The sequence below is a fragment of the Brevibacterium sp. FME37 genome, assembly GCF_014897485.1.
Lineage (GTDB): Bacteria > Actinomycetota > Actinomycetes > Actinomycetales > Brevibacteriaceae > Brevibacterium.
This window is the reverse complement of sequence record NZ_JABUYE010000003.1, coordinates 157721-174025: the sequence shown is the minus strand read 5'-3', so window position 1 is coordinate 174025 and position 16305 is coordinate 157721. Positions and strand designations below refer to the sequence as shown.

General features: G+C 64.0%; 13 protein-coding genes. 11 read left to right on the top strand and 2 right to left on the bottom strand.

All coding sequences use genetic code 11. From position 1 onward, the window contains the following. Positions 1-76: 76 nt before the first annotated feature. The 3 genes from INT29_RS04915 to INT29_RS04905 all read left to right on the top strand — a co-directional run bounded on the left by INT29_RS04915 (position 77) and on the right by INT29_RS04905 (position 3878). Positions 77-727, top strand: a complete 651-nt coding sequence (locus tag INT29_RS04915; protein WP_226841629.1) for a TetR/AcrR family transcriptional regulator — start codon at positions 77-79, stop codon at positions 725-727. A gap of 165 nt (positions 728-892) precedes the next feature. Continuing rightward, on the top strand, positions 893-2764 hold the full coding sequence (locus INT29_RS04910) for a siderophore-interacting protein (protein WP_193070903.1): 1872 nt from the start codon (positions 893-895) through the stop codon (positions 2762-2764). 100 nt (positions 2765-2864) lie between these two features. Then, positions 2865-3878, top strand: coding sequence for an ABC transporter substrate-binding protein (locus tag INT29_RS04905; RefSeq protein WP_193070902.1), 1014 nt, complete (start codon positions 2865-2867; stop codon positions 3876-3878). Between the two features lie 24 nt (positions 3879-3902). Here INT29_RS04905 and INT29_RS04900 read toward each other — a convergent pair whose 3' ends face one another. Further along, complete coding sequence (locus INT29_RS04900) at positions 3903-4361, bottom strand: Lrp/AsnC family transcriptional regulator (protein WP_101570053.1); 459 nt, start codon at positions 4359-4361, stop codon at positions 3903-3905. A gap of 402 nt (positions 4362-4763) precedes the next feature. Between INT29_RS04900 and INT29_RS04895 the strand changes: the two genes are divergently transcribed. The 6 genes from INT29_RS04895 (at position 4764) to INT29_RS04870 (ending at position 12810) form a co-directional block, all read left to right on the top strand. Beyond that, on the top strand, positions 4764-5540 hold the full coding sequence (locus INT29_RS04895; protein WP_193070901.1) for an electron transfer flavoprotein subunit beta/FixA family protein: 777 nt from the start codon (positions 4764-4766) through the stop codon (positions 5538-5540). 11 nt (positions 5541-5551) lie between these two features. After that, positions 5552-6538, top strand: coding sequence for an electron transfer flavoprotein subunit alpha/FixB family protein (locus tag INT29_RS04890; RefSeq protein WP_193070900.1), 987 nt, complete (start codon positions 5552-5554; stop codon positions 6536-6538). Between the two features lies 1 nt (position 6539). Further along, positions 6540-8831: a cytochrome b/b6 domain-containing protein gene (locus tag INT29_RS04885; protein ID WP_193070899.1), complete on the top strand. Its 2292-nt coding sequence runs from the start codon at positions 6540-6542 to the stop codon at positions 8829-8831. A gap of 442 nt (positions 8832-9273) precedes the next feature. Next, a complete protein-coding gene (locus INT29_RS04880) occupies positions 9274-10587 on the top strand; it encodes an MFS transporter (protein ID WP_193070898.1) in 1314 nt (437 codons plus the stop codon). A gap of 81 nt (positions 10588-10668) precedes the next feature. Continuing rightward, positions 10669-11925 carry an aminopeptidase P family protein gene (locus INT29_RS04875; RefSeq protein ID WP_193070897.1) on the top strand — a complete coding sequence of 419 codons (1257 nt, stop codon included), beginning with the start codon at positions 10669-10671 and terminating at the stop codon, positions 11923-11925. A gap of 108 nt (positions 11926-12033) precedes the next feature. Further along, complete coding sequence (locus INT29_RS04870) at positions 12034-12810, top strand: IclR family transcriptional regulator (RefSeq protein ID WP_101570210.1); 777 nt, start codon at positions 12034-12036, stop codon at positions 12808-12810. Between the two features lie 108 nt (positions 12811-12918). Here INT29_RS04870 and INT29_RS04865 read toward each other — a convergent pair whose 3' ends face one another. Next, on the bottom strand, positions 12919-13581 hold the full coding sequence (locus tag INT29_RS04865) for a GntR family transcriptional regulator (protein WP_101570058.1): 663 nt from the start codon (positions 13579-13581) through the stop codon (positions 12919-12921). A 104-nt stretch (positions 13582-13685) separates the two neighbouring features. On the opposite strand from INT29_RS04865, the gene glyA reads away from it, so the two are divergent. Both glyA and INT29_RS04855 read left to right on the top strand, forming a co-directional pair. Then, entirely contained in the window at positions 13686-15071 is a 1386-nt protein-coding gene (gene glyA, locus INT29_RS04860; RefSeq protein ID WP_319020838.1) for a serine hydroxymethyltransferase, read from the top strand. Then, the gene (locus INT29_RS04855; protein WP_101570059.1) at positions 15071-16288 is read left to right on the top strand and encodes a sarcosine oxidase subunit beta family protein; all 1218 of its coding nucleotides are present in this window, start codon (positions 15071-15073) and stop codon (positions 16286-16288) included. Before glyA ends, INT29_RS04855 begins: the two co-directional genes overlap by 1 nt. The last annotated feature ends 17 nt before the right edge of the window (positions 16289-16305 follow it).

The following is a 16305-nucleotide window of genomic DNA, read 5'->3' as shown; positions in this document are numbered from 1 at the left end:
CAATGGTGTACCACCATAAATGTGATCAGGCATGATTGACGGAAGGAAGAGACTGGCCGAAGGAATGAGGGCGTTGATGGGTGAGGTGAACGGCGGAATGCGTCGGCTGGGGAAGGGCGCCCTGGTCACGGAGGCGCTGGCCGTGCTCGCCGAGGATTCGGGGGCGTCGATGGCGGATATCGCGAATTCCATCGGTGTTGGGCGGACGACTCTCTACCGGCACTTCGGTGACCGTGAGGCCCTGATTGCCGAGGTGGCTCGGCAGGGGGCGCGCATGTTCACCGACGCATTGCAGGGCGCTCGCCTGCACGCGGGTCTCGGCCTCGAGGCCGTCGAGAGAGTCTGCGCGCAGCTGTTCACCGTTCCGGATGTCCTCACGCTCATGTTCGCCGACAATCCGATCATCACAGACGATGTCTTCGCCGAGGTGGAGCGTGAGCAGAGTGCCGGGCCGGGAGCCGCCTCGACGGGCGGTGACGACGCGACTGGCGAGGGTGGCCCGGGGGAAGGCGACCCCGTTGAGGTGATCATCCGGAGGGGCCAGGGCGACGGCTCCATTGCCCGGGATGTGCCTGTCGAGTGGGCGGCGATGTACGTGTTCCTGACAATCGGATCGGGGCACCTCTACGACGTGAGCTCTCGCTCCGGTGATCGCGACCAGAGCGGTCGCGCGGCCGCTCTGGAGCTGACGATCCGAGCGATCAGGAAGACTCTGAGCCCAACCTAGGGCAACCTCGGCGTCGGCACTTGTAGGGTTTCCATCGGTTAGGTTAGGCTGACCTTTGAGACAGAAGGAGCATTCGTATGCCTCTGGCAGTTGACACACCTGCTCGAAGCGGCGAACTCCTGGTCTCGACGTTTCATCCGTCAAGAGACCCTCGGAGCTGAATCCATGCCGCGAACTTCCAGGCCTATGCAGGTATTGCCGATCGTCCTGCGCGAGGTGGAAGTCACGGACATCACGGACATCACGCCGAACATGCGACGCCTGACAGTGGCAGGCGACGACTTGTCGGCGTGCATGGTGAACGGGATGCCACGGCCGCAATTCCGCTCCGAGGGCTTCGACGATCACGTCAAACTCGTCATCCCGACGCCCGAAACCGAATCCATCGACATCGGTGAGCAGGGAGAATTCCGGTTCAACTGGAATCGCGAGGCTCTGAACTTCACCCGCGACTACACGGTTCGAAGCATCGCCGCGGACTCCAGCTCTTTCACCTTCGACGTCGTCCGCCACGACTCGGGACTCGCCTCTGATTGGGCCTTCGACGCAGCTGTCGGCGACAGCCTCAATTTCGCCGGACCCAAGACCTGCTCCGGCATCAGCGAAGGAATCGATTTCCACCTGCTCGTCGCCGACGAAACCGCCCTGCCCGCAGTGGGGCGCTGGCTCGAGACCGCTCCCGCAGGCACCAGGGGACATATCATCGTCGAGGTCGCGAGCACCACTGATATTCAGGAGATCCGCACGGAAGCCGAAGTCGAAATCGACTGGCTGGTCCGAGGCTCCACCGCGCCGGGGGAGTCCACCCTCTTGTACGAAGCCGTGCAGAACATCGCTCTGCCCCCAGGCCGAACTTACGCATGGTGCGCGGGTGAGGCGCTGACCGTTGCACCCATCCGGCGTCACCTGCGACGTGACCTCGGGCTGCCCAAGGAAGACGTCGAAGTCCTCGGGTACTGGCGCAAGGTCTCCACGGTGAAGGACTCCGAGCCCGCAGCGCACGAGAACACTGAGGCTGCCGCAGGTGAGAAGGGCGAGAATGCCGAGGTTGCCGCAGGCGAATCAGTCGGTTCCCCAGAGGCTTCCGATAGCAGCCAGAACATCGTCAGTGACGTCCATGAGATGACCGAGATCCTGCCCCCGATCATCACCCGTATCGCAGTCACCCTCGGCATCGGCGATCTCATCGCAGGGGGAGCCACCACCGCCGAGGCGATCGCCGCCCAGGCGGGCATCGATCCCGATGGTGCACGCGTAGTCCTCACCGCCCTGTGTGCACTCGGCCTGCTGACACGCGAGGGCGAGAACTACCGCAACACTCAGTCCGGCGCCGTGCTCATCGGCGACGGTGTCGGGGACGGACTCAACCTTGACGATCCGGCGGCGCGGGACCTGTTCTCGATCGTCAACCTCCTCGACCTCATCAGGGGCGGTGGCAGGTCCACGGCCACACCCACCTCGGCGACGGAGTCCCTCGTCTGGGCGGAACGGCGCGCGGCCGACGCCACTCTCGACGCCGCTCACCGGAGCCGGACGCTCGAGCACCTGCAGTACGTCCTCGACATCATCCTAGATCTCGACCCCATCGCCTCCGCCTCGAGCATCGCTCTGACCGGCGACGCCGGCGCCGAGGTGGCCGCCGCCCTCACGCGCAAGGCCCCGGAGGCAGGACGCAGCATCCACTCCCCCGGGCTTCGCGCCCATGCGGGCGAGGAAGCCTGGCCCGTCGTCGACACCACCCTCGTACTCGCGGGACTGACTGGCCGTTCGCGAGAGGATGCGAAAGCGCATTTGGCGCGAATTCTCGCGTCCAGTCGCAGCCTCGTCATCGTCGAACCCTTCACCGACGACGCCGAGGCCGATGACCATCAGGCCGAGGAGCTCGTCGCCACTTTCGCAATGACCGGAAACGCTTCGTGGACGAGTCGCGAGGTCTGTGCCTGCATCACCGAGCTCGGCGTCGAGTCGGTCGAGGTCGTCGACATCGGGTGGGGCTTCGGACGCTTCCGCAGTGCTGTCATCGCCCGAAGGCCTTAAGCGCTCACCCCTCACCTGTCCCTCTGACAACCCGCATTCTTCCCTCTGCCCAGGAGGGGTCATCAGTCGCGAGCCGCCTGCTCGACGTTGAAAGGAACACATGAAACTCAATCGCATCGCCACAGCCGTGATCGCCTCAGTGGCCAGTCTTGGACTATTGGCAGGCTGTGCAGGCGGTGGTGGAGGCGCCGAGGCCTCGGGTGAGGCCGAGACCCGCGCCGTCACGGATTCCAGTGGCGCCGAGGTCGAAGTCCCCGCTGATCCGAAGAACGTCGCGACCCTGCACTATGCCGCCACCGAGACCCTCATGGACCTTGACCTGCCTCCCGTCGGGCAGGGCGAATTTCAGGAGCCCTCAGTGCCCGAAAAATGGGTCGATCAGCTCGGCGACATCCCTGTCGTGGCCCAAGAGGAGCCCGACCTGGAGAAGCTCGCCGAGGTGTCACCCGACCTCATCCTCGCCCCCAACATCTATGAGCAGGACATGATCAAGCAGTTGGAGGAGATCGCGCCGGTCTACCAATTCACACTGCGCGGCGGCGACCGGGCGAACTGGCAGCAGCGAGTCGAGGAAGTCGCCGAGGCGATCAACCAGACCGATGATCTCAAAGAGCTCGACGCCGACTTCCAGGCGGAGCAGAAGGAGATCGCCGAAGAGTACGGCGAGGTCACCAAGGGCACGAAGCTCGGAGTCGTCTCCTCCTTCGAAGACAACTCCGCCTACCTCTGGGGCAGTGAGAACATGGTCGGCACCCTGTTCACTCCGCTCGGCCTGGATTGGTCGGCTGACGAGGACGCCACTATCAAGAAGTACGCGAAGGCCAGCCAGGGCGGCAACAAGTCGGGCATCAAGGAGCCCGAGGCCCAGATCTCAATGGAGGTCCTCGACAAGAGCCTGACAGATGCCGACGTCATCTTCGTGACCTCGAACATGCGCGGCGAGTACGACGAGCTGACGAAGACGATGATGGATTCGGCGGTCTTCAAGGACCTGCCCGCGGTCAAAGCCGGACATGTCTACCCGCATGGCAAGGCCACGATCGCCGGATACTCCGACGCGAAGTACGGGGTCGAGATGGCCGAGAAGGCGATCAAGGAATACCAGAAGGGCTGAAGGCCGGGACTCTGAGTGAGTCGCTCAGTGGCCTGAGCCGGGCCTGTGTCCTTCCGCCTCATCGAGGATGAGCAGAGAGCGGGAGGACACCACGCCGGGTACTTCGTGGATCCTGCGCAGGATGACCTGGGACAGTGCAGTGTTGTCGGGAGCATTCACGGTCACCAGGGCATCGATGTCACCGCTGACAGCCTGAACCTTCTCCACGAACGGCAGCTCGGCAAGATCGTCTCTGACTTTGGGCCACGGGCGATCGCCGATTTTCACGACGACCACTGCGGTCACGGTCATGCCGAGGGCACTGCGGTCCACCTCGGCGGTGAATTTCTTGATCGCCCCGGACTCGACGAGAACCGAGAAGCGTTTATGGGCGGCCGACCGGGAGATGTGCACCCTCTCGGCCAGTTGGCGCACGCTCAGGCGTGAGTCGTCGACAAGAGCGGCGATGATGCTGCGGTCGATGTCGTCGAGATCGAATGCCACGTGGCGCTCCTTCAACGTTGATGCGGGCGTCGGACTCTTCGGTCCAGTTCCGGTACCTGGTCGCAGTCGGTGGCTTCCGATGCCTGGTCACGGTCGGTGCCTCCATTCTAGGGCCCCTTTTCTGTGCGCGCTCCTCACTGCTTTCGGAAGCCGCCTCGTACATCGCGATGATGACCAATCTGCTTTGGAGATGACGACCCATCAGCTTTTGGCGGGTAGAATTTGTTCGAACGTTCGTACAATTGGCATGTTAGCTATGGCACACAGGAAGTAGGATGTCTGACTGAGTACTTTTCCGGGCTTCCTCGTGAACCCGGGTGTCGGGCGAGAACGTGCTGACGGTAGATTATGAGGCAGAAGTCTCATTTGCAGATGAATTGCCTCACGGAATAGGAGTCATCCTTGAAGATCGCGGTGTTGGTCAAAGAGGTCCCGGATACATACGGGGATCGGAAACTGAATTTGGAAACCGGCTTGGCGGATCGTTCCGCCTCGGAAGCGGTTCTCGACGAAATCGGCGAGCGTGCCCTCGAAGTCGCGCTTTCCTATAAGGACAGCAGTGACGGAACCGAGGTGACCGTCATTTCGATGGCGCCATCGACCGCGACCGCCACGATCCGCAAGGGCCTGGCTATGGGCGCGGACAACGCCGTGCACATCTCCGACGAGGAACTCCTCGGCGCCGACCTCGGCCTCACCTCCGAAGTCCTAGCCGCAGCCATTCGCCGTGGCGGCTTCGACCTCGTCGTCACTGGCAACGTCTCCACCGACGGCAACGGCGGCATGATTCCCGCCATGCTCGGCGAGCACCTGGACTTCCCGCATGTGACCGGCCTGACCTCGGTTGAGATCAGCGACGGCAAGGTTGCAGGGACCCGCGGAGTCGAGGGCGGCAAGCAGGAAGTCAGCGCCGAACTCCCGGCCGTCGTCTCCATCACCGAGGCGCTTCCCGAGGCCCGCTTCCCGAACTTCAAGGGCATCATGGCCGCGAAGAAGAAGCCCTTCGAGGTCATCGCGCTGTCCGACCTCGAGGTCGATGCTAACGACCAGTCCACAGCACGATCGATCATGGTCACGGTGGCCGAGAAGCCGCCGCGCGAAGCCGGAGAGAAGATCGTCGACGAAGGAAACGGCGGAGCAGAGCTCGCCGAATACCTCATCAAGAACCGCCTGGCCTAAGGAGAATCGATATGTCCGAATTCGCACAAGACTCCATTCTCGCCGTCCTCACCGTCGACTCCGAGGGTCAGCTGGAGAAGCCGGCCGCTGAGCTGCTCGGCGGTGCCGGTGAGATCGGTTCACCCGTTGCGCTCGTGCTCGCACCTGCTGGTCGCGGCGAGGCTGCGGCGCAGCAGGCCGCATCATTGGGTGCCGTGCAGGTGCTCACCGCCGAGGTTCCAGAGGGCAACTCCGCTCTGGGAACCTTCGCAGTCGATGCCCTCAGCGCTGCGAGCGACCTTGTCGCACCCGATGCCATCCTCATCTCGCACTCGATCGACGGCAGAGACATCGCCGGACGCTTCGCAGTCCGCAACGGCTCGGCCGTCTCGGTCGACGCACTGGGCGTCGAGCGTGACAGCGAAGGTATCGTAGCCAACCACTCCGTCTACGGCGGCGGCTACACCGCAACCTCGGCACCGACCTTCGGTGCCCCGGTCATCACCATTCGTCAGGGATCCATCGAGACCCGTGGGGAAGCCCAGTCTGCGAACGCTCAGGCCATCGAGGTTGCCGATTCCGGCAAGCGCTCGGCCCAGATCGACTCCTTCGAAGCCGTGGTCGAGACCTCTTCGCGTCCCGAGCTGCGTGGCGCCTCGAAGGTCGTCTCCGGTGGCCGCGGTGTCGGCTCCGAAGAATCCTTCGAGCTCGTCGGCGAACTCGCCGACGTCCTCGGTGCTGCTGTCGGTGCCTCACGTGCGGCCGTCGATGCCGGATACATCGCCCAGTCTCACCAGGTCGGACAGACCGGTGTCTCCGTGTCGCCGCAGCTCTACGTTGCACTCGGCATCTCCGGTGCGATCCAGCACAAGGCCGGTATGCAGACCTCGAAGACGATCGTGGCTGTGAACAAGGACGGCGAGGCGCCGATCTTCGACATCGCCGATTACGGCGTCGTCGGCGACCTGTTCAAGGTCGTCCCGCAGTCGATCGAGACCTTGAAAGAGAAACAGTCCTGATATGGCCACGTACTCCAGTTCGCTGCGCTCGGGCCTGCCCAGAGTTCCGGGCGGTGAGCCATGGCCCCCAGAGGGTGTCATCGGTGAGCCGGTCGAGCCGGGTGCCTCAGCTGCAGCGGAAGAATCGTTCGAGCCGGAATCAGCCGATGCCGGCGCCGAGGTGGATGACTCGGTAGACGCGGATGAGTCGGCAGCTGCCGAGTCGCCCGAAGCTGCCCAAGACTCCGGCTCCGTCGGGGCCGGTGCGGCAGTCGGCGTGGCCGGTGTTGCTGCGGGTGCAGCTGCTGGTTCCGCCGCCGTTGCCTCCGAGGCGAGCAGTGAGGTTCCGCTGCGCCGGGGTCTGCCCCGCGTTGAAGGCGGCGAACCATGGCCACCCGAGGGGCTCGCGCCCGCCGGCGTGAAGGCCGCCTCGAGTTCGGAAGCTGCTCCGGCGGCCTCCGACTCTGACGCTCAGGAAGCAACTGCTTCCGAGGCGCCTGCTGAAGCTGAGTCTGCTGATGCGAGCTCCGCAGCGACTGGGTCTGCAGCATCTGAGCCAGAAGCGACTGAGTCGGCACCTGCCGGCGACGTTCCCCTGCGCCGTGGACTGCCCCGCGTTGCCGGCGGCGAACCATGGCCGCCAGAGGGACTGGCTCCAGCCGGTGCGAAAGCCGCCTCGGCGACTTCTGCTTCCACGTCCGCGCCTGCAGCTGCCGCCGCTCCGGCCGCCGCAGACTCAAGCGCATCCACAGATACTCCAGCTGCAAGTGAGAAGCCTGCCGAGACGGAAAAGTCATCGGCAGCTCCCGCCGGTGCAGCAACCGCTGGCGCAGCCGGTGCAGCTGTTGGTGCGACTGCCGCCGGTGCCGCTGCTTCCTCCGGGAAGAAGTCATCCGGTGAGCTCAGCGATACACCTCTGCGTCGTGGACTGCCTCGTGTGGCGGGCGGGGATCCATGGCCTCCAGAGGGCTTTGCACCTGCTTCTGCCGAGTCGGCTCCAGTCTCCACCGAACCGGCTCCTGCTGCTTCAGGGTCGTCGGCTCCGGCTGAGAAGACGCCTGAACAGTCATCGAGTGATTCCTCTTCGGCTGCTCCTGCAGCCGCTGCGGGAGCAGCAGCCGTCGGTGCCGGTGCGGCCGGTGCCGCAGCTGCGGCCTCAAGCTCGGACGATAAGGCAGATCAGTCCGCTCAGGACGAGAAGCCAGCCGCCACCTCGGCGGCTCCGAAGTCGTCACGGTCCGGACTGCCGAAGTCCACAGGACCCGCGCAGAAGAAGCCGACGGCCAAACCCGCCGCTAAGGCGACGGACAAGCCGACCGCGAAGCCGGCAGCGAAGCAGGCCGACAAGCCTGCCGCCAAGGCGAGCTCGGCCTCGGCTGCCAAGAGCGCTGCACCGAAGAAGAAGGAACCGACGATGATCGGTTCGAAGTCCGTGGGTCAGTGGGCGAAGCTCGGTGGCTTGGGACTCGTCGGACTCGTCATCGTCGCGGGCGTGATCGTCCTCGCCGCAAGGGGTCTGACGACCCTGCCCGGTGTACCTGAGTTCCTCAAGCGCTACCCGGGCGAGTATGAACTGCCCGCGTTCGTCGATGACGGATTCCCCGGTTGGGCGAGGTGGACTCACTTCCTCAACATGTTCTTCATGGTCCTCATCATTCGGTCCGGGCTCCAAGTTCGGCACCAGCAGAAGCCGCCGGCTTTCTACACCCCGAAGAAGGGTGGCAAGAAGGTCAGCATCAACCTGTGGTTCCACACTGGTCTCGACCTGCTGTGGATGGTCAACGGCGTCGTCTTCGTCGTCCTGCTGTTCGTGTCCGATCACTGGGCGCGCATCGTACCGACCAGCTGGGAAGTGTTCCCGAACGCTGTCTCGGCCATGCTGCAGTACATGATGTTGGACTGGCCTGCGGAAGACGGCTGGGTCAACTACAACTCGCTCCAGCAGCTGATGTACTTCCTGGTGGTCTTCGTGGCAGCTCCGTTGGCCGCGATCACGGGTCTGCGAATGAGCGAATGGTGGCCGAAGGACGCCACCAAGCTCAACAAGATCTACCCGGCGCCGCTGGCTCGGGCGATCCACTTCCCGACGATGATCTTCTTCGTTGTGTTCATCCTCATCCACGTGTTCCTCGTCTTCACGACGGGAATGCTGCAGAACCTCAACCACATGTTCTCAGGATCGGATCAGCTCAACTGGGTCGGCTTCATCTGGTTCGTGGTCTCGCTGGCAGTCATCGTCGGCGGCTGGTTCGCCGCCAGGCCGATGCTGCTGGCACCGATCGCGAATATGTTCGGCCGGGTCTCCAGCCGGTAGCGGGATTCGCAGCACCGGACCTCGAGGGCCCCTGCAGGACGTTTGAGTTCTGCAGGGGCCTTCGTCGTGCCGCAATACGTCCTGCAGGTGAATGTGTGCCAGCGGTTGGCAAGTTCTTCGCGATCCAGCGCCGCTTCTCGAACATTCGATACCAACAGTTGTCGGGGGATGGCTGGCCCACAGCCCTTTGCGAACTGCGAGGTAGTCGATCAGTTGCGAAGAGCGTCGGCGTTCGATGCCGACCTGCGATAGTGCACCGTTGACGACTGACGTGCGTCGACCCAGCACACGGTTTCCTTGGCGACAACCCTTGACCGGGAAGTTCGCCGCCTCTATTGTTGATGCAACAGGGTTGCACTGATTGCAACTGACTCATATCAGTCACGATGATGGAGAAGACAAAGATGTCGATATTCGCTCCCATGAGATCGGCGGTGTGACCATGACTCAGGTCTCAGATCCCGCCACCTCCCCTTCGGTCAAACAGAAGCGCGTCCTGCGCCGTGTCATCTCCGCGAGCTTCATCGGCAACTTCGTTGAGTGGTTCGACTACGGCGTCTACGGATACTTCGCGGCTACGATTGCACTCGTCTTCTTCCCTGCCTCAGAGGGCAACATCGCTCTGCTCTCAACCTTCGCGGTCTTCGCGGTGTCCTTCGTCGTTCGTCCGATCGGCGGGTTCATCTGGGGTCACATCGGCGACAAGATCGGTCGTCGTTCGGCGCTGTCCGTGTCGATCCTCATCATGTCGGTCTCGACCTTCGCCATCGGCCTGCTGCCCAGCTACGCTATGGTCGGTCTGTTCGCGCCTCTCCTCCTCCTGCTCGTCCGCCTCGTCCAGGGATTCTCCGCGGCTGGCGAATATGCGGGTGCCTCGGCATTTCTCGTCGAATATGCGCCCCCGGGCCGGCGTGGTCTCTACGGGGCAGTGGTCCCGGCCAGCACCGCTTCCGGGCTCCTGCTGGGCTCCGTGCTCGCCGCGATCCTGACCTCTGTGCTCACCGACGTGCAGCTGGAGACCTGGGGCTGGAGGCTGCCGTTCTTCCTCGCGGCTCCCATGGGTCTCATCGGCCGCTATATCCGCACGCGACTCGAAGACACCCCGGCCTTCCGTGAACTGGCCCAAGAGGACGAAGTCATCAAGGCGCCGGTCTTCGCAATGTTCCGCGACCATTGGCGACCCCTCATCATCGCCATGTGCGCGGTTCTGCTCAATGCGGTCGGTTTCTACGTGGTGCTCACCTATATGCCCACCTACCTCACGACGGAATTGGGATACGGTGCCACCGAATCCTTCGTCGCCACGACGATCGCGCTGCTGACGTATATCGGCTTCATCCTGCTGACAGGGCTGGCCTCGGACCGGTTCGGGCGCAAGCGGATGCTCTTCATCGCCTCCATCGTCTTCATCATCTTCACAGTTCCGGCGTTCATGCTTCTCGGCTCCGGCAGCTTCACCGTCGTCGTCCTCGTCCAGATCGCTCTGGGCGGCATGTTGACGCTCAACGACGGGACGCTGCCGACCTTCCTCGCCGAGATGTTCCCGACGAGGATCCGCTACACCGGATTCGCCGTCAGCTTCAACCTCTCGAATTCCCTCTTCGGCGGCACGGCACCGTTCATGGCCACCCTGCTCATCGGAGTGACGAATTCGCCGCTGGCACCCGGCTGGTATCTCATGGCTGCCGCCGTCGTCTGCCTGGGCGCGGTCCTCTGTGCCAAAGAGACTTTCCACAAACCCCTGCGCGAAGTTTGATCCGCGCAGACGCACCCCTCCCGGCTCACTCGCAACGCACCCCGACCCACCCACGGTTCACCCACACGAGAAGGAGATCTCATGACCACCACAACCACCGACACCGCCTCCGTCGCCGACCTCGAGCGCCTCAAGGTCCTCCACAACGGTTCCAAGTCGACGCTGACGTTCTCCGACGCAGAGATGGAGCGGCGCCTGACCGGGCTGCGGACGATCATGGCCGAGAAGGAACTCGACGCCGTTGTGCTCACCTCTTATCACAACATCAAATATTATTCAGACTTCCTCTTCACCTACTTCGGTCGCTCCTACGCGATGGTCGTCACCCCAGACGACTCTGTGACGATCACGGCCAACATCGACGCGGGCATGCCCTGGCGGACGAGTTACGGTGAGAACATCGTCTACACGGACTGGCGCCGGGACAACTACCTCTACGCCATCCAGGAAGGTCTGCGCCAGCGCGGCATCGCCGCCCCCAAGCGCCTCGGCGTCGAGGACGACAACCTGCCCCTGGAGAATCGCAACAAGATCCAGGGGGCCTTCCCCTCGGCAAGCCTCGTCGACATCTCACAGGCCGCGATGCGTCAGCGTATGATCAAGTCAGCTGAGGAGATCGAGGTGATCAAGCACAGCGCCCGGATCGGAGACCTCGGCGGGGAGGCGATCAAGGCCGCGATCACCGAAGGCATCAGTGAGTACGAAGTCGCCCTCATCGGCACCGAGGCGATGGTCCACGAGATCGCCGAGACGTTCCCCGACCAGGAGATCCGCGACACCTGGGTGTGGTTCCAATCGGGCATCAACACCGATGGAGCGCACAATTGGGCGACGACGCGGAAGGTGCGCAAGGGCGACATCCTCAGCCTCAACTGCTTCCCGATGCCCTCGGGCTACTACACCGCTCTCGAGCGCACCCTGTTCTACGGTGAGCCCGACCAGGCCTCGCTCGACCTGTGGAACGTCAACGTCGAGGTGCACAAGCGGGGCATCGAACTGATCAAGCCCGGAGCGGTGTGCAAGGACATCGCGGCCGAGCTCAACGAGATCTACTTCGAGCACGGTCTGTTCCCGAACCGCACCTTCGGATATGGTCACTCCTTCGGTGTGCTCAGCCACTACTACGGCCGCGAAGCGGGCCTCGAACTGCGCGAGGACATCGACACCGTGCTCGAGCCGGGCATGGTCGTGTCGATGGAGCCGATGATCACCGTCCTCGAGGGGCAGCCGGGAGCCGGCGGCTACCGCGAGCACGATATCTGCGTCGTCGGCGAGTCCGGATCCGAGGACATTACGAAGTTCCCCTTCGGACCCGAGCACAACATCATCCCTGCCTGAGCGGCACGACCGCTCACGCAGGAGCTGAAGCAGGAAGGACCGGGTCGCTCCCGGAAATGTCCGCGGGCACCGCGTCAGTCGGTGCCCGCGGACGAATACACTGACATCATGCCTCGACAGTCTTCCGACATCTCCCACCGCGGTGCCTCCGTCATCGAGAACACGGTGTCGATCCTCCGCTGCTTCTCCCCAGATCGGCAGGAGCTCGGCGTCACTGAAATCGCGCCGCGAGTGGGTCTGCACAAGAGCACCGTGTCCAGAATCCTCACCGCGCTCGAAGCCCAGGGCATCGTCGAGCAGGAATCCTCACGCCGCTACCGGCTGGGTCTGGGAATCCTCGCGATCGCCGGGCCCCTGCTCGCCGACCTCGATGTCAGGAGGGCCGCCTATCCGATCCTCCAGGATCTCACCCGCCGGACCGAGGAGACGAGCGCCCTCATCGTGTGGAACGGGACCGAGGCGATCACGGTCGAGCAGATCCCCAGCCCGCAGCAGGTCAAGCACACCTCGAGCCTGGGGTCGCGCTATCAGACCGCCTACAGCGCATCGGTGCAGGTCTTCCTCGATTTCGCTGAGGTCGCCGAGGTCCAGGCGCTCGCCGACAGCGACTCCCTCCTCGGTCTGGACTCCAGCCCCGAGAGCTTCGACGCCTACCGCGCGCTTCTGCGCAGCAATCGGCAGCGAGGCTACGCGCTCAATGATGCCCACACGTCGCCGAACGAGGTCGGGATCGCAGCCGGGGTGCACGACCATCGCGGAGCGCTCGTCGCCGCCGTTCTCATCGCCGCACCCAAGTTCCGCACCGATGCGGATCAGATCGCGAAACTCGGTCAGTGCTGCGTCGACGCCGCTCGACGAGTCTCGCAGCGTCTGGGCGGCCACTGACTCGCAGCGGACACTGACTCGCAGTGCTCGACCTGCCACGTGCCAGATCGATCCACCACGTGCCAGATCGATCCACCACGGGCGTCATCGCCGGCTTCTTTCCAGAACTCACCTCAAGGCTGCGCGCAGGGTCCTGTCGAAATCGCGGACATGGTCGGCGGCAAGTTCCGCCACTGCCTCCTCGTCGCCCTCGACGATCGCCTCGAGCAGGTCGATGTGCTCACGGATATGTCCGATGAGGTCCGGCATGCGCGGGATGACCAGGCACCAGATCCGCGTCGCCAGATCGTCGAGGCGCACGAGGGTCTCGGTGAGATGCAGATTGTCGACGGAGCAGTAGATGAGGCGGTGGACGGACAGATCTCGCTCCATCAGAGTCCGCTGATCAACGTCGGTTCCGAGGGCTCGGAGCTCCGAGATCATCGCGGTGAACTCCTCGCGGCGGGTGGCCTCGAGGTTGGCGGCCGCCTTGCGTGCGGCGATGGGTTCGAGGACTTCGCGCATCTCGGAGATCGTGCTCAGGTCGGTGAGATCGACGTTCGAGGCGAAGGTGCCGCGGCGCGGGAACGAGACGACGAGGTGATCGCTCTCCAGGCGTTTGAGCGCTTCGCGGATCGGGGTGCGACCGACATCGAGCTCATCGCTGAGCGTGGCCTCGTTGATAGCGTCGCCGGGTGCGATGTCGAGCATGATGAGCCGATGACGGAGAGTCTCGTAGGCGTAGTCGGAGAGAGACCCTCGGTTCGACTTCGGGGCTGCCGATGTGCGCATGGCTCAACTCCTGAAAAAGCTGTTGCATTCGGTGACTGACACTGCTTAGAATACAGGAAGACAACTGATATATTAGTTGATGATCAATGATCGAAGGAGATCACATGACACAGCAGATTGCAGAACGAGTCGAGCCCTCAGGTGTCTCCGTCGGCAACGCTGACGCCGGTTTCCCCAGCCGGGAGCCCGTCGAGCTGAGTACGTCCATCGCCGAACTCGATCCTGAGATCGCCGGCTTCATCGACGCCGAGCTCGGTCGTCAGCGCGAGGGCCTCGAGATGATTGCCTCCGAGAATCACACCGCGGCCGCCGTCATGGCCGCGCAGGGTTCGGTGTTGACGAACAAGTACGCGGAGGGGTATCCCGGTCGTCGCTACTACGGCGGCTGCGAGCATGTCGACGAGATCGAACGCATCGCAATCGCCCGGGGCAAAGGGCTGTTCGGAGCCGAGTTCGCGAACGTCCAGCCGCACTCCGGGGCGCAGGCCAACGCCTCGGTGATGCACGCACTCATCCGCCCCGGCGACACGGTGCTCGGCCTCGATCTCGCCCACGGAGGTCACCTCACCCACGGGATGAAGATCAACTTCTCCGGACGCCTCTACGACATCGTCGCCTACGGCGTGCGCGATGACACCCATCGTGTCGATATGGCCGAAGTCGATCGTCTGGCTCAGGAGCACCGCCCCCAGCTCATCGTCGCGGGCTGGTCGGCCTACTCACGTCAGCTCGACTTCGCCGAATTCCGTCGCATCGCCGACTCCATCGGCGCCTACCTGATGGTCGACATGGCCCACTTCGCCGGTCTCGTCGCCGCCGGTCTGCACCCTTCGCCCGTGCCGCATGCCCACGTCGTGACGTCGACGACGCACAAGACCCTCGGCGGGCCGCGTGGCGGAATCATCCTGTCGAATGACGCCGCCATCGCCAAGAAGATCAATTCCGCGGTCTTCCCCGGCCAGCAGGGCGGGCCCCTCGAACACGTCATCGCGGGCAAGGCCGTGGCCTTCGGACTCGCCGCCACAGAGAACTTCGCCGACAAGCAGCGTCGCACGCTGGCCGGTGCGGCGGAACTCGCCCGCCGCCTCGGCGAGTCCGACGTCTCCGAGCGGGGCATCTCGATCGTCACAGGGGGCACCGACGTCCATCTCGTTCTCGTCGACCTGCGCAACTCCGTGCTCGACGGCGGACAGGCCGAGGACCTCCTCGCCGAGGTCGGCATCACCGTCAACCGCAACGCCGTGCCCAACGACCCGCGACCGCCGATGGTGACGTCGGGCCTGCGTATCGGCACTCCGGCCCTGGCCAGCCGCGGATTCGGCTCGGACGCGTTCGCCGAGGTCGCCGACATCATCGCAGAGACCCTCATCGCCGGAACCGCAGAGAGCGGAGCCGCTGCCGAGACCATCGTTGAACTCGGCGCCCGTGTCTCCACGCTCGCCGCCGCCCACGCCTTGTATCCCACCATCGCAGAGATCGGAGCACCCTGATGGCCGACCAACTCCCCGAACATCCGGACTTCCTCTGGCGCAACCCCGAGCCTAAGGCTTCGTACGACGCGATCATCATCGGCGGCGGCGGCCACGGTCTCGCGACGGCCTACTACCTCGCGAAGGATCACGGCATGACGAACATCGCCATCCTCGAACGCGGATGGCTGGCCGGGGGCAATATGGCCCGAAACACGACGATCATCCGCTCGAACTACCTCTGGGACGAGTCCGCCGCGATGTACGAGAAGTCCCTCAAGCTCTGGGAGCAGCTGCCCGAGGAACTCGACTACGACTTCCTGTTCTCCCAGCGCGGAGTCCTCAACCTCGCCCACACCCTGCAGGATGTGCGCGAGTCCCAGAGGCGTGTGAATGCGAACGCGCTCAACGGCGTCGACGCCGAATGGCTCGACCCCGAGCAGGTCAAGGAAGTCTGCCCGATCATCAACATCGGCGATGACCTGCGATATCCGGTCATGGGCGGCACCTACCAGCCGCGTGCTGGCATCGCCAAGCATGACCACGTCGCCTGGGCCTTCGCCCGCAAGTGTGACGAAATGGGCGTCGACATCATCCAGAACTGCGAGGTCACCGGCATCGAGCGCATCGGCGACAAGGTCATCGGGGTCCAGACCACTCGCGGCAACATCGCCACCGAGAAGGTGGCCATGTGCGTGGCCGGCGACTCCTCGGTCCTGGCCGACATGGCCGGGATCCGACTGCCGATCCAGTCCCATCCGCTGCAGGCGCTGGTGTCCGAACTCTTCGAACCCGTCCACCCGACCGTCGTGATGTCCAACCACGTCCACGTCTATGTCTCCCAGGCGCACAAGGGCGAGCTGGTCATGGGCGCCGGGGTCGACTCGTACAACGGATACGGACAACGAGGCGGCTTCCACGTCATCGAAGAGCAGCTCGCCGCCGCGGTCGAACTCTTCCCGATCTTCGCCCGCGCTCATGTGCTGCGCACCTGGGGCGGCATCGTCGACGTCACCCTCGACGCCTCACCGATCGTGTCGAAGACCGAAGTCGCAGGACTCTACGCCAACTGCGGATGGGGCACCGGAGGCTTCAAGGGAACACCTGCCGCCGGCTACACCTTCGCCCACACCATCGCGAACGACGAACCGCACCCGCTCAACGCCCCCTACGCCCTCGACCGGTTCGAAACCGGCCACCTCATCGACGAGCACGGCGCGGCCGCTGTGGCCCACTGACCGGATCGACTCAGGAA

Excerpts from the sequence above, each read along its gene's own strand:
- INT29_RS04915 (WP_226841629.1), top strand. The coding sequence starts at position 77 with ATGGGTGAGGTGAACGGCGGAATGCGTCGGCTGGGGAAGGGCGCCCTG.
- INT29_RS04910 (WP_193070903.1), top strand. The coding sequence starts at position 893 with ATGCCGCGAACTTCCAGGCCTATGCAGGTATTGCCGATCGTCCTGCGC.
- INT29_RS04905 (WP_193070902.1), top strand. The coding sequence starts at position 2,865 with ATGAAACTCAATCGCATCGCCACAGCCGTGATCGCCTCAGTGGCCAGT.
- INT29_RS04890 (WP_193070900.1), top strand. The coding sequence starts at position 5,552 with ATGTCCGAATTCGCACAAGACTCCATTCTCGCCGTCCTCACCGTCGAC.
- INT29_RS04885 (WP_193070899.1), top strand. The coding sequence starts at position 6,540 with ATGGCCACGTACTCCAGTTCGCTGCGCTCGGGCCTGCCCAGAGTTCCG.
- INT29_RS04880 (WP_193070898.1), top strand. The coding sequence starts at position 9,274 with ATGACTCAGGTCTCAGATCCCGCCACCTCCCCTTCGGTCAAACAGAAG.
- INT29_RS04875 (WP_193070897.1), top strand. The coding sequence starts at position 10,669 with ATGACCACCACAACCACCGACACCGCCTCCGTCGCCGACCTCGAGCGC.
- INT29_RS04870 (WP_101570210.1), top strand. The coding sequence starts at position 12,034 with ATGCCTCGACAGTCTTCCGACATCTCCCACCGCGGTGCCTCCGTCATC.
- INT29_RS04865 (WP_101570058.1), bottom strand. The coding sequence starts at position 13,581 with ATGCGCACATCGGCAGCCCCGAAGTCGAACCGAGGGTCTCTCTCCGAC.
- glyA (WP_319020838.1), top strand. The coding sequence starts at position 13,686 with ATGACACAGCAGATTGCAGAACGAGTCGAGCCCTCAGGTGTCTCCGTC.
- INT29_RS04855 (WP_101570059.1), top strand. The coding sequence starts at position 15,071 with ATGGCCGACCAACTCCCCGAACATCCGGACTTCCTCTGGCGCAACCCC.